Source organism: Pseudomonas sp. JQ170C (assembly GCF_035581345.1).
GTDB lineage: Bacteria > Pseudomonadota > Gammaproteobacteria > Pseudomonadales > Pseudomonadaceae > Aquipseudomonas.
Genome location: NZ_CP141608.1, coordinates 2,739,237 through 2,752,737, shown reverse-complemented (window position 1 = coordinate 2,752,737; position 13,501 = coordinate 2,739,237). Strand labels below are relative to the sequence as shown.

11 protein-coding genes are annotated in these 13,501 nt (G+C 63.0%); 4 read left to right on the top strand and 7 right to left on the bottom strand.

From position 1 onward, the window contains the following. The first annotated feature begins 79 nt into the window (after positions 1–79). Both U9R80_RS12695 and U9R80_RS12690 read left to right on the top strand, forming a co-directional pair. Positions 80–1,597, top strand: a complete 1,518-nt coding sequence (locus tag U9R80_RS12695; protein ID WP_301842354.1) for a DUF2235 domain-containing protein — start codon at positions 80–82, stop codon at positions 1,595–1,597. Between the two features lie 74 nt (positions 1,598–1,671). Then, complete coding sequence (locus U9R80_RS12690) at positions 1,672–2,226, top strand: nucleotidyltransferase family protein (RefSeq protein ID WP_301842352.1); 555 nt, start codon at positions 1,672–1,674, stop codon at positions 2,224–2,226. 62 nt (positions 2,227–2,288) lie between these two features. Here U9R80_RS12690 and U9R80_RS12685 read toward each other — a convergent pair whose 3' ends face one another. Further along, entirely contained in the window at positions 2,289–3,065 is a 777-nt protein-coding gene (locus U9R80_RS12685) for an alpha/beta fold hydrolase (RefSeq protein WP_301842351.1), read from the bottom strand. A 975-nt stretch (positions 3,066–4,040) separates the two neighbouring features. Between U9R80_RS12685 and U9R80_RS12680 the strand changes: the two genes are divergently transcribed. Beyond that, a complete protein-coding gene (locus U9R80_RS12680; RefSeq protein ID WP_301842350.1) occupies positions 4,041–5,717 on the top strand; it encodes an MFS transporter in 1,677 nt (558 codons plus the stop codon). 44 nt (positions 5,718–5,761) lie between these two features. Here U9R80_RS12680 and U9R80_RS12675 read toward each other — a convergent pair whose 3' ends face one another. From U9R80_RS12675 to U9R80_RS12650, 6 genes are all read right to left on the bottom strand, one after another. After that, positions 5,762–6,394 carry a LysE family translocator gene (locus U9R80_RS12675; RefSeq protein ID WP_301842349.1) on the bottom strand — a complete coding sequence of 211 codons (633 nt, stop codon included), beginning with the start codon at positions 6,392–6,394 and terminating at the stop codon, positions 5,762–5,764. A 139-nt stretch (positions 6,395–6,533) separates the two neighbouring features. Beyond that, the gene (gene gltS, locus U9R80_RS12670; protein ID WP_301842348.1) at positions 6,534–7,742 is read right to left on the bottom strand and encodes a sodium/glutamate symporter; all 1,209 of its coding nucleotides are present in this window, start codon (positions 7,740–7,742) and stop codon (positions 6,534–6,536) included. 47 nt (positions 7,743–7,789) lie between these two features. Then, a complete protein-coding gene (gene hutG / locus U9R80_RS12665) occupies positions 7,790–8,728 on the bottom strand; it encodes a formimidoylglutamase (RefSeq protein ID WP_301842347.1) in 939 nt (312 codons plus the stop codon). Between the two features lie 20 nt (positions 8,729–8,748). Next, positions 8,749–9,474: an IclR family transcriptional regulator gene (locus U9R80_RS12660; protein ID WP_301842345.1), complete on the bottom strand. Its 726-nt coding sequence runs from the start codon at positions 9,472–9,474 to the stop codon at positions 8,749–8,751. Between the two features lie 151 nt (positions 9,475–9,625). Next, positions 9,626–9,937 carry an NIPSNAP family protein gene (locus U9R80_RS12655; protein ID WP_301842344.1) on the bottom strand — a complete coding sequence of 104 codons (312 nt, stop codon included), beginning with the start codon at positions 9,935–9,937 and terminating at the stop codon, positions 9,626–9,628. Between the two features lie 36 nt (positions 9,938–9,973). Then, positions 9,974–12,445 (bottom strand): UvrD-helicase domain-containing protein, encoded by a 2,472-nt coding sequence (locus tag U9R80_RS12650; RefSeq protein WP_301842342.1) that lies wholly within the window; start codon positions 12,443–12,445, stop codon positions 9,974–9,976. A 221-nt stretch (positions 12,446–12,666) separates the two neighbouring features. On the opposite strand from U9R80_RS12650, the gene U9R80_RS12645 reads away from it, so the two are divergent. Next, positions 12,667–13,362, top strand: a complete 696-nt coding sequence (locus U9R80_RS12645; RefSeq protein WP_301842341.1) for a pirin family protein — start codon at positions 12,667–12,669, stop codon at positions 13,360–13,362. Positions 13,363–13,501: the final 139 nt, after the last annotated feature.

Here is a 13,501-nt window from a genome sequence, read left to right as displayed (position 1 = left end):
ACTGACTCTTTACCCGCCTTGCTTGACCGACTCTCCGAACCGATCTTGACTTCACTCACCGCTCGTTTGAGGACTTGTCATGGCTAACATCGTGATTTGCTGCGACGGCACCTGGAACACGCCTGAACAGCTCGACAAAGGCGTGCCGGCCCCGACCAACGTGGTCAGGTTGCATAACGCTGTAGCGGAGAACGATGCCAAGGGCGTCCGACAGGAAAAGTATTACCACCCCGGAGTCGGCACCTCGGGAAAGTGGTGGGACAAGGCCATCGGTGGCGGCACTGGGGCCGGGCTCGACGATAACATCAAGAGCGCTTACCAGAGGCTTTGCTACAGCTATCGCCCTGGCGCCGACATCTATCTGTTTGGTTTCAGTCGCGGCGCCTACACGGTACGCAGCCTCTGCGGCTTTATCACCCATTGTGGCTTGCTGAAGATTGCGGATTTACAACCGGCGCAAGTGTGGCGCCGGATCGACCACTTGTTGAAACGGGGTTACCGGCGAAAACTGGAAGCCCGCCAGGACTGGGACGCGTTGGGATGGCAGTTCCATAATGCGGCGGGCGCCACTATTGCTGTGCGTTTCATTGGGGTGTGGGACACCGTCGGTGCACTTGGCATTCCTGATGATATGGCCCTGCTCAACTTGCTCGATGATCGCAACCGCTACACCTTCCACGACACCACCCTCCATCCTTCGGTAAAAACAGCGCGGCACGCACTGGCCATGGATGAACGTCGCGCCTCGTTCCAGCCTACGTTGTGGACCAAGGTGCCGGCCAAGCAGGATGTCCAAGAGTTATGGTTCCCCGGCGTGCATTCGGACGTGGGTGGCGGGTATCGCGAAAGCGGCCTGGCCGATGGCGCCCTTCAGTGGATGATCGAGGAGGCGGGCAATTGCGGGTTGCGGTTCAACGACGCGATCAAACAGATCAGGCCCGATTACCACGACATGATGCATGACTCCTGTGATGGCGTTTTTAGCCTGTTACCCACCCAGCCACGCAGCATTGCCAATATCGCCAAGCAGCCGGCCCGTTTTCATGCATCGGCGCTCAAGCGCCAGGAGGACCCGCCGATCACCCAATACCCCTATCGACACTCTCCCCTGATTGCACCTTCACCGGCCCTGGTGCTGGATATCTCGGCCCGACTACCCTGGAACGAAACCGGTGTATGGCTGGAAGCGGGCGTGACCTACACCTTCAGTGCCTCGGGAGAGTGGTTGGACAGCTCTATCAAGTGCGGCCCCGAGGGCACCAATGACGGAAATTTCCAGCCCGCGGAAGTCGTGCAACTGGTGGCGAGCGCTTTTGGGCAGGTGGAGTCCTGGTACGGCAAACTGTTCAACAACCGTGACGCCAGCTTCCGCTACACCAAGCGTCACGAACAATACCCCTGGTTCTGCCTGATGGGCGCCATCGCCAATGGCGACGGCGTGGATGCACAGGGTTATCTGATCAAACCCGAGACGTTCAAAATTGGCGAGGGGCGCACGTATACCCCCAAACGCTCGGGCTATTTATATGCCTACGCCAATGATGCCTGGAACTGTTATGGCAACAACCGAGGCCATGTGGCGCTGCGGTTGACGTAGACGGGGGCTACGGCATACACCTGTCATCCCACTGGCCGGCCGACGCGCACGCCACCCCATGCACAGGAATGCCCATGACATTGACAGCAGAACAGCTGGTCAGCATTGCGATGACCAACCCCATCAACGTTGCTCTCACCTCACGCCTGCCCTCGCTGGGATTGGATCAGTGCCTGCTCACCGCGGGCTGCCTGTTCCAGGCGGTGTGGAATTGCCAGGCGCAGCAACCGGCCGGCTGGGGGGTCAAGGACTACGACGTGTTCTACTTTGACGAAGACCTGTCGTGGGAAGCCGAGGATGAGGTGATCCAGCGTGCCGGGCGGCTGTTTCAAGACCTTGGGGTCAATGTCGAGGTGCGCAATCAGGCACGTGTGCACCTGTGGTATGGCGAGCGGTTCGGCAGAACCTATCCGCAGTTGCAGTCGGCCAGGGACGGGGTTGACCGCTACCTGATCGCCGGCACCTGCATCGCCCTGGACCCTTGTACAGGCGAAGTCTATGCCCCTTATGGTCTGCAAGATGTGGAGCACGGCCTGCTGCGGATCAACCGCAAAAACCCGCAACCGGACCTGTACGCCGAAAAGGCCGGCAGCTACCAATCCCGCTGGCCCTGGCTACAAATCGTGTAGGAGCGGGCTTGCCCCGCGATGCGGTGTACCAGACAGACCGCTATCGCGGGGCAAGCCCGCTCCTACAGGCTGGTGGTCGGGTGCAAAAACGCCTCGATCATCGGTACCAGCCACTCGGTCCGGGCTGTCACCTGCATGTGATCGGTGCCCGGCAGCACCACCAACCGCGCATGCACCAGCAGCCTGAACAGCTCCACCGCATGCTCTGGCCGTACCACATCCGTATCCCCCACCACGATAAGGGTCGGCGCGGTGATTGCGCCAATCGCCTCCCGGGCAATGTCCTGGAACTCGCGCATTCGGTGCGCGGCCTTGTCGTGCATCAGTTGCAGGTGCTCTGGCTGGGGTGCCACCGTCAGGTACGCCACCTGCAACTCCTTGGGCATGGTCGCAAGGCTGGCGTTATCGATCAGTTCCCACAGCCAGGGGTAGGCGCCGGCGCGGCTGACCAACGCCGATGCCAGCATCAGCTTGCGCACCCGCCGGGGGTGCCGGATCGCCACCTGCACGGCAATGGTGCCGCCGTTGCTGAAACCGAATAGGTCGGCCTGCTCGATACCCAGATGGTCCAGCAGCCCCGCCGTATCGTCAGCTGACTGCTCGAAGCTGAAGGGCCGTTCAACGATGTCGGCGGTATGGCCGTAGCCTTGCTGCTCAAAGGCGATGACCTGGCGCCCGACCGCCAGGGACGGGAGCAGCCGGGCGAAGCATGTCTCGATGGTGTCGCCACCGCCATGCAGCAGCACCAGCGGCGATTGGTCGACGTGGCGTTCGCCGTGGATCTCGTAATAGAGGTGCAAGCCGTTGACGGGGGCGTAGCCGGAGTGTGGGGTGGCCATGGCGGGTTCTCGGGCTGGAGGGATGTATCTGGTCGAACGGGTGGAGGGGAAATCGACAGTTCGCTCTCGCGGGGCAAGCCGGCTCCCTCCGGGGGTAATCCTGTGGGAAGCGGGCTTGCCCCGCGAGAAGCACTTTCGGCTTGCACCGATGTTGCGGCCTGAACCACGACCGCTTCGCGGCCGATCGCAGGCTGGCGCCAGCGGCTACGGAAGCGGGGGCTCCCCCGCATTCAGCAGCCTGCGCTATCGCGGGGCAAGCCGGCTCCCTCCGGGGTAATCTTGTGGGAAGCGGGCTTGCCCCGCGAGAGGCCCTTTCGGCTTGCACCGATGTTGTGGCCTGAACCACGACCGCTTCGCGGCCGATCGCAGGCTGGCGCCAGCGGCTACGGAAGCGGGGGCTCCCCCGCATTCAGCAGCCTGCGCTTCGCGGGGCAAGCCGGCTCCCTCCGGGGTAATCCTGTGGGAAGCGGGCTTGCCCCGCGAGAAGCACTTTCGGCTTGCACCGATGTTGTGGCCTGAACCACGACCGCTTCGCGGCCGATCGCAGGCTGGCGCCAGCGGCTACGGAAGCGGGGGCTCCCCCGCATTCAGCAGCCTGCGCTTCGCGGGGCAAGCCGGCTCCCTCCGGGGGTAATCCTGTGGGAAGCGGGCTTGCCCCGCGAGAGCCCCTGTCGGCTTGCACCGATGTTGTGGCCTGAACCACGACCGCTTCGCGGCCGATCGCAGGCTGGCGCCAGCGGCTACGGAAGCGGGGGCTCCCCCGCATTCAGCAGCCTGCGCTATCGCGGGGCAAGCCCGCTCCCACGGCCCCGCGAACAGTCAACACACCCGAGTGGATATCTAGTCAAACCTGATTATGCTTCAGCATGTGTTCAATATGTGCGTGATCGGTAGTCCAAGACATCAGCCCCAGGGCCTGGGTGCGACAATATCGATGAGGTGCTCCGGCCTACAAGAACAAGACGGAGAACACTCATGGCGGCAATCGACAACACAACTTCAGGCAGCGCACCCAAACGCGGGATCACCCGGGAGGAGCGCAAAGTCATCTTCGCCTCCTCCCTGGGCACTGTGTTCGAGTGGTACGACTTTTACCTCTACGGCTCCCTGGCGGCAATCATCGCCAAGCACTTCTTCGCCGGCGTCAACGAAACCACCTCCTTCATCTTTGCCCTGCTGGCCTTCGCCGCAGGCTTTGCCGTACGTCCCTTCGGGGCCATTGTGTTCGGCCGCCTGGGCGACATGATCGGGCGCAAGTACACCTTCCTGATCACCATTGTGATCATGGGCGTGTCCACCGCCATCGTTGGTTTGCTACCCAGCTACGCCACCATCGGTGTGGCGGCGCCGATCATCCTGATCACCCTGCGGCTGTTGCAGGGCCTGGCGCTGGGCGGGGAGTACGGCGGTGCGGCGACCTATGTGGCCGAGCATGCGCCACAAGGCAAGCGCGGTTACTTCACCTCGTGGATTCAGACCACGGCGACCCTGGGGCTGTTTCTGTCGCTGCTGGTGATCCTGGCGTGCCGGACCATCCTCGGCACCGAAGCCTTCGAGGCCTGGGGCTGGCGGATCCCGTTCCTGCTGTCGATCCTGCTGCTGATCGTATCGGTGTACATCCGCCTGCAACTGAGCGAGTCGCCGGTGTTCCAGAAGATGAAGGCCGAAGGCAAGACCTCCAAGGCACCGCTGACCGAATCCTTTGCCCGCTGGGACAACCTCAAGATCGTCATCATGGCCCTGCTCGGCGGCACCGCCGGCCAGGCCGTGGTCTGGTACACCGGGCAGTTCTATGCGCTGTTCTTCCTGCTGCAGATGCTCAAGATCGACCCGCAGACCGCCAACCTGCTGATTGCAGGCTCGCTGCTGATCGGCACGCCGTTCTTCATCCTGTTCGGCAGCCTGTCCGACCGCATCGGCCGCAAGGGCATCATCATGGCCGGGTGCATTCTGGCCGCCCTCACCTACTTCCCGATCTTCCATGCGCTGACCCAGTACGGTAACCCCGACGTGTTCACCGCCCAGGAGAAGAACCCGGTCACAGTGATCGCCGACCCGGCCCAGTGCTCGTTCCAGTTCGACCCGGTGGGCAAGGCCAAATTCACCAGTTCCTGCGACCTGGCCAAGAGCGTGCTGGCCAAGCGCGCCATTCCCTACCAGAACGAGAAGGCCGAGCCGGGCACGGTGGCGCAGATCCGTATCGGTGAGAAGGTGGTGCAGAGCTTCGAGGGCACCGGCATGCCGGCGGCCGACTTCAAGACACAGAACGATGCCTTCGTCCTCACCCTGGGCACCGCGCTCAAAGACGCCGGCTACCCCGAGAAGGCCGACCCGGCCAAAACCAACTACCCCATGGTGCTGTTGCTGCTGACCATCCTGGTGATCTACGTGACCATGGTGTACGGCCCGATTGCCGCGTGGCTGGTCGAGCTGTTCCCGACCCGCATCCGCTACACCTCGATGTCACTGCCCTACCACATCGGCAACGGCTGGTTCGGCGGCTTCCTGCCGACGGTGGCGTTTGCCATGGTGGCAGCCACCGGGGATATCTATTACGGGCTGTGGTACCCCATCGTCATCGCGGTGATGACGGCCATCCTCGGCACCTTCTTCCTGCCCGAAACCAAGGACCGCGAGATCAATCACATCTGAGCCGTTGCGCCTGCCCTCTCCCGCCCGGGAGAGGGCAATCAGGCTCACACCGCCCGCGCACTCAACAGGCGCACGCCCAAGCCGATGAACAACGCCCCGGTAGCGCGCTTGAACAGCGCCACCAGCCGCGAAGCTTTCAGGCGCTTGCTGAAGCGATACGCGGTATAGCAATAGAACGAATGCACGGCGAACACGATGGCGGAGATGGTCAGGTACATCACCCCGAACTGCTCGACGATGGGCCGCCCCTGCTCAAGAAACTGGGGCAGGAACGCGCAGAAGAAGATCAGCGTCTTGGGGTTGCTGGCGGAAACCAGAAACGCCTCGGCGCCGATTTTCCATTGTGCCTGTGCCGGGCGCGTGGCCACGTCCGGGCTGGCTGCCGGTGCGGCCGTGCGAGCGAACAATTGGCGCAGGCCGAGATAGATCAGGTACCCGGCGCCGATTACCTTCAACACCAGAAAGGCGGACGGCAGGGAGACCAGCATCGCCCCCACACCCAGGGCCACGGCGCTGATGACCAGCAGTTGGGCCAGAAGATTGCCGATCAAGGTCATGCCCATTCCCGACGGCCCGTGGCGCAAGGCATTGCGCACGGTGAGCAGTACGTTGGGGCCGGGTGTGAGGGAAGTCAGCAGGTACGCGAGGGAAAAGGTGAGCCAGAGATGCAGTGCCATGAGGCGGTCCTTGCCAGAAGAGAAAACGAAGCCTTGCGATCGTAATCCAACTGGCAAGTGATGGGTAGGAAGAACTCGCCTCATCGCGGCACAAGCCAGCCCCACCGCTGAACCCATCGGTGGGGCTGCCCTGCAAGCATCAACTGAAGGCGTTGATGAACCAGGTAATCAACGGCAAGGCCACGATGTCGATCAGCACCGCGCCACACAGCGGCACGATGATAAAGGCCTTGTAGGAGAACACTTTGTAGTGGTCACAGATCGCGCCCATGTTGGCCACCGCGTTCGGTGTGGCACCCAGGCCATGCCCCATGTAGCCCGCACACAGTACCGCTGCGTCGTAGTTGCCGCCAAACAGGCGGAACAGCACGAAGATGCACAGCAACACCATGATCACCACCTGCACCACCAGGATCACCAGCAACGGCAGGCCCAGTTGTTCCAGCTCCCAGAACTTGAGGCTCATCATCGCCATGGTCAGGAACATGCCCAGGCTGATGTCGCCCAGGGTGCTGACGGCGTTGTCGGGAATCTCGATCACCCGTGCGCGGTCATTGAGGTTGCGCAGGATGATGGCGACGAACATCGCACCGACGTACACCGGCAGGACGATGCCCAGGTGTGCCTTCAAGGCGTCGCCGATCCAGAAGCCCAGCACCATGATCACCAGCATGCAGGTCAGCAGGCGCAGCAGCACCGCTGTATCGAGGGTGACGCTCGGCGACTCGTTGGCCTTTTCCAGGGCTTGCAGGGAGTCGACCTTGTCGGCCTGCACCGCCAGCTTCTTGCGGTCGATCAGGTAGCGCGCAACCGGGCTGCCGAGCAGGCCACCGGCAACCATGCCGAAGGTGGCCGAGGCCAGGGCTGCGGTGGTGGCACCGACAGTACCGAGGTTCTCGGCGATCGGCCCGAACGCGGCTGCCGCACCAAAGCCGCCTTCCAGCGACACGGCGCCGGCCATGATCCCAAGCAAGGGGTCGATGCCCAACGCCTTGGCCATGCCAACGCCCACCAGGTTCTGCAACAGGGCCAGGCCCCAGCAGGCACCCAGGTAGATGAACAGGATCTTGCCACCCTGGCGCAGCAGGCCCAGGCTGCCGCCGAGGCCGACGGTGGTGAAGAACGCCACCATCAACGGCGTTTGCATGGCGGTGTCGAGCTTGATGTCCAGCAATTGCTGGTCACGCAGCAGCCACACCACCAGGGCGAAACCAAAGCCACCGATCACCGGTGCCGGTACACAGAGTTGGCGCAACCAATAGCTGTGCTTTTTCAGTTGTGAGCCCATCGCCAGCAGCAGGAGCGCCAGGGCAACGGTCGTCAGTGCATCGAGTTGCAACGTCAGCATGGTTAAACACTCTTGTTTTTATACTTGGATTAGTAGGGGTAGAAGGCTCAGTCAACCAGGCTCGCCAACAGCCGCGCGCCGATACGGGCGGTACGTTGATCCTGGTCCAGGCCCGGGTTGAGTTCGGCGACATCGGCCATGCGCAACTTGCCGCTGGCCTTGGCCCGCCGGGCCAGGTGCTCGACCACCATCAGGTCGACGCCATGGGCCGAGGGCGCGCTGACGCCTGGGGCCTGGCTGGCCGGCAGCACATCCAGGCACAGCGTCATGTACAGGTGGTCGATGCCGTCGAGAAACGCATCGACCAGCGCTTCGACGGCCGCGATGTTCCAGGGCTGCATTTCCCGGTCCAGGCAATAGCGCACGTTCAAGCGCGCAGCCTGGTCGAACAGGGCCTGGGTATTGTTCAGCTCGCTCACCCCCAGGCAGCAGTAGTCAAAGGCCATGCCTGCCGCTTCGCAGTACTCGGCAATCTGCCGGAACGGCGTGCCGGAGCTGCTCTGCTCGGCGTAGCGCAAGTCGAAGTGGGCATCGAAGTTGAGGATGCCGACGCGTGGCTGCGCCTGCTGGCTACGCAAGTGCTGGGCAAGGCCGAGGAAACTGGCATAGGCAATTTCGTGGCCGCCACCCAGGCCCAGGGGCAAGTGGCCCTGGTCGAGCAACTGGCTCACGTGGGTGGCATAGGCCTGCTGGGCGCCCTCAAGGTCGGTTCCTTCACAGACAACGTCGCCGCTGTCATAGAGCGGACGCTGGCCACGCCAGGCCAGATTGGCCAGCGCCTTGCGCAATGCCGCTGGCCCCTGGCGCGCGCCACTGCGGCCCTGGTTGCGGGTCACACCCTCGTCGCAGGCCAGCCCGAGCAGCGCCGTTCCGGGCGGCTGTACGCCGCTGTAGGCTTGCACCCACTGGTGCCAGCGCAGTGCCGACGATCCTTCGCCAGTATCGATACGGCCCTGCCAGACAGGCATGGCATGTTGTGCAGTCATGCGGGGTACTCCAGGTTGATTCAGTCCAGCCGCGCGCCGACGCGCAGGGCGACCTCACGGGTCCAGCGGGTCAAGCGATCGCTGTTGTACTCGGCGCGAAACGCCGGGGCCATCAGGCTGATGGCGCCGTGCAGGCGGTCACGGCTGTCGAGGATCGGGGCGCTGACACCCCAGATGCCATCGTCGATTTCGCCCAGGCTGACGGCGTAGCCCTGGTCGCGAATGTCGATGAAGCTCTGGCAATACGCCTCATAGCCCTCGGCATCCACGCCCAGCCCTTGAAGAATTGCCTGGCAGCGCTCGGGCTCCATATGCGCCAGCAGCACCCGCGCCGAGGCGCCGACCAGCAGCGGTTGGGCCAAGCCTTTCTGATAGCAGCAGCGCAGCGGCTGCACGCTGTCGTACAACTCGATGCAAATGGCCTGGCCATTGCTCGGCACCATCAGGGCCACGCTCTCCTGGCTGATATCGGCCAGGCGCTTGAGCTCCGGCTTGGCAATCGACACCAGCAGCGCTTCGCGATCAAACTTCTTCGCCAGTTGCAGGCAGGCAGGGCCCGGCAGATAACGGCCGTGGCCGTTGTCTTCGGCCAGCCCCCAGCGCAGCAAGGTCTTCAGATGCCGATAGGTACTGCTCAGCGGCTGCTCCAGTTGCAGGCTCAGCTCCTTGGCCGACAAGGCATCTTTGGCCTGGCCGAGGGCGACGAGAATCTGTAGCAGGCGATCGGTCGGGGTCGTGTAGGTCATATGTGCTCCTTGCCGACAGGGTGCACAGAATGTTCCCAGGGGATGAAACGCGATTCCCACTGCGTGGGAATTTTCTTGATTAAAGTCGACGAGAGGCGCGTTGGCACGCCTCAGGGAGAAGCCGCCGACGAACGTCAGCGGCAGGCGCGGCTTAGTCCTTGCCAAATACCGGGCGCAAGAACGAACGCTCGTAGCTGAGGATGCACCGGGTGTCCTGTGCGTACTGGAACGCGGCGATGCACTCAGGGTCGTTCATCGAGTCCTGGCGGTAGCGCTCGTACTCGGCAAGGCTTGGAAAGGTGAACATCGCCAAGGCAATGTTGTTGGCGCCTTCACTGGGCAGGAAATAGCCGTGGTGCTGGCCACCGAACCGCTCTACCAAGGGGATCCAGAGCTTGCCGTAGTGCTCGAACTCGGCCAGTTTGTACGGGTCCAGGACGTAACGCAGATAGCAGGTGACCATGGGTGTGCTCCTGTTGGTGTTGGATATTGGCAAAGCCTATCGACTCTCGCGACCATCCTCAAAGAACGCCTTGCGCCCATCCACCTGGCTCGAGGCCCGTGGCAGGTTGGCGGCATCCCCGGTTGGCGTTTCCACGTACCAGTAGCAGTGCTTCGCCGCACGGGTAATGGCGACGTAGGCCAGGCGCAAGACTTCATCCTTCTGGGCGTTGTCGAAAGCCAGCGGGTCGCCGCTGCGCCCCAAGCCGGCCTGGCGATAGACCTGATTCTTGTAGGGCGAACTGGTGAGGTGCTGGCAATCACCCAGCATGAACACCGCATCCGCCTGCAGGCCCTTGGCGCTGTGGTAAGTCAGTTGTCGGAAGCGGCGCTGGCTCGAGGGCAACCCCGCCTCATGGTTGACCAGCGGTTGTACATGCTCAGAAATCAATGACTTATCGCTACTTTTACGAAACAACATCATCACCGACTCGCCGCGACGGTAGTGTTCCATCAAGGTCTGCGCCAGGGCGGCTTCGTCACGTTCGAGGACTTTGACCGGCAGCGGTTCCTCAGCCGCCGGCCCGCAGGCCTTGGCTTTCTTGCCGCTGATGGCGGGCGCCGGCTTCACGATGTGCTCGGCCGCGTCGATGATGTGCTGGTGGCTGCGGTAGTTGTCGGACAGCATCACCCGCGTGTTGCTCGGCGAGACAAACTCCTTGGTGAACTCCATGAAGTACTTGGGCGAACTGCCACGCCAGCCGTAGATCGACTGCCAGTCATCACCCACGCACAGCAGCGAGGAATGCTGGGCCACCCTGCCCATGTGCATGGCCGGGCCGCGGCGGCGGATTTCGCGCAGGCAGGCGCGCAGCCAGGAGACGATCTGCGGCGAGACGTCCTGGAATTCGTCGATCATCAGGTGCGCCAGCGGGCGCAGCAGCGGATCGGGCAGCAAGCGCAGGTTTTCGGGGTTGTTCTCGCCGAACAGGGCGAACATGCGGTTGTAGCTCATGATGGGCGGCGACTGCCCGAGCAGGTGCGCCTCCAGCGCCTTCCAGTACAGGCTCAAGGCCTCGAAGAACAGCGCGTCGCTGTCGCCAGCGGGGAAGCTCATGGCGCCGACCGCCTTGCTCACTTCCAGCCCGAGGTTCTCGATAAAGCCTGCGGCGCCGACGAAGGCGTCCAGCAACGGGGCTGCCGACAGCTCGCCCTTGATCTTGTAATCAAACCCCGGGCCGGCGACGGCATCGCCAGCCAGCGAGGTGGTGAGACGTTTGGCAGCCGCGTAATTTTCCAACCAAATCACAGGCTTATCGCAGAAAGCTTGAAACAGGGTGCGCTTTATCACCCACTCGGCCCAGACCGGAAGCTTGGCCCCGGGGCGCTTGTATTGCTGGTTTTCACCCGGATCGAAGCCCAGCACCACCCAGGCATCCAGTTCCTTGATATGGCCGTGGAAGTGGAAGCGGCTGCCATTGATTTCCACCGTCTCGCGGCTCGGCTCGATCCCCTTGATGGGCCAGGCGCCGGCAGAGAACCAGAGGTCTTCGAGGGTATCGCAGAGTTCTTCGTCACGGCTGGCCGATAGCTGTGTCACCGCCACGCGCTTTTGCACGTCCGGGTGATCGCGATCCAGGGCCTTGAGCTGCAGGGCTTCGCGGCGCAGGCCGGCAATCAGTTCGGCGAAGCGCGGGCTGCTTTTGAGCAGGTCGCGGTAGCACAGGTTCAACTGCTGGCGCTGGGCGTCGTTGATGCGCAGGTCAAAGGGGTTGCTCTCGGCACTGGCTTCACTGCCGCTGGGCATCTCGCTACCCAGGGTCTCGAAGGCGCGCACCTGGCTGAACCCCGGCAGGCTACGCACCAGTGGCAGGATGCGCGAGTGGAAGGTACGCACCAGCTCGCGGGCCTGGGGCGGGCTGAGGTCCAGTTGCCAAAGGCTGAACACCTGTACCAGGCGGGCGATGAAATCCTTGCGCGACTCACGGGTGAAGGTCACCACGGTCATAGCGTCCAGCTCATAGCCCAGGTAATGGCGCAACAGCAGGATGCGCAGCACCAGCGAGGTCGACTTGCCCGCACCGGCCCCGGCGATCACGCAGGTGGACGGCGTATCGCTGAAGATCATCTTCCACTGCGCGGCGCTCGGCTGGGCGTGGGCCGGCAAACGCTGGGCAACGTCGCCTTTGAAGCGCTTCTTGAGCTCGGCGGTCAATGGCAGGCGCCAATCGTCGAACAGACAGTCATCCTGCCCGGGCACGCCGTGGCCATCGGGACGGGTGTCACGGATCACCAGCACCTGGCGCCCGGCTTCGTAGCCGTCCACCCGCCCTTCTTCATAGCCCTCGCGCACGCCATCGGCATGGCCGGTGCGTTGGCCGCTGGCGTGGCCCTGGAACCAGGAGTCGCGGTGCTGGGCCTGCAGCCGGCTCAGGCCGCGGCCGAGCACACGCGCCGCCAGGCGTCTGATCCAGGGTAACTGCGCAGGGGGAGTCAACTCCGGGGGTAGCTTGGGACGCTCTTCAGACACACCGACTCCAACACAAATAAACCAGCACGCATGTTCGCTCTAACCGACAAAAATCACCAGTCGATTGCTTGAAGATCAGTGAATTAGGTGATGAAGCGGATAAATCACCCTAGCTATAAATATCGACTGATTCGATTGAAACCAGCCGAAATTTACGCTTATTTTCGATCATGGATTGCGCGAAGATTGCGCCATCAACCGATTCACCAGGAGAGCCCATCATGCTGCAACTGCGCCCTTTCAAGAGCCTTGGCCACGCCAACCATGGCTGGCTCGATGCCCACCATCACTTCTCGTTTGCCGAGTACTACGACCCGCAACGGATGAACTGGGGCAACCTGCGGGTCTGGAACGACGACCTGATCGCCGCTGGCAGTGGCTTCCCGCCGCACCCGCATCGCGACATGGAAATCATCACCTATGTGCGTGAAGGCGCCATCAGCCACCAGGACAACCTGGGCAACAAAGGCCGTACCGAGGCAGGTGATGTACAGGTGATGAGTGCCGGCACCGGTATCACCCACGCCGAGTACAACCTGGAAAATGTCGATACGCGGATCTTCCAGATCTGGATCGTACCCGAGAAGGTCGGCCAGGCGCCGTCCTGGGGCACCCGTCCCTTCCCCAAGGGCGAGCGCGAAGGCTTCGTGACCCTGGCCAGTGGCCGCGACGGCGATGAGGACAGCTTGCGCATTCGTGCCGATGCCCGCCTGGTGGCCGCGACCCTGCAGGCCGGGGAAAGCGCCGAATACCGCTTCGAGGCTGGCCGACGCGGGTACCTGGTGCCTGCCAAGGGGCTGATTGAAGTCAACGGACTGCGCGCCGAGGCCCGGGACGGGGTGGCGATCGAAGGCGAGCAGGTGCTCAGGGTGGTGGCGCTGGAAGACAGCGAGATCGTGTTGGTCGATGTCGCTTGATGACTGATCGCGGGACAAGCCCGCTCCTACCAGGAGTAATCCTGTAGGAGCGGGCTTGCCCCGCGAGAGGCCATTTCAGCAAGCACCGATAGCGCTGCCTGAACCACGACCGCTGCGCGGCCGATCGCAGGCTGGCGCC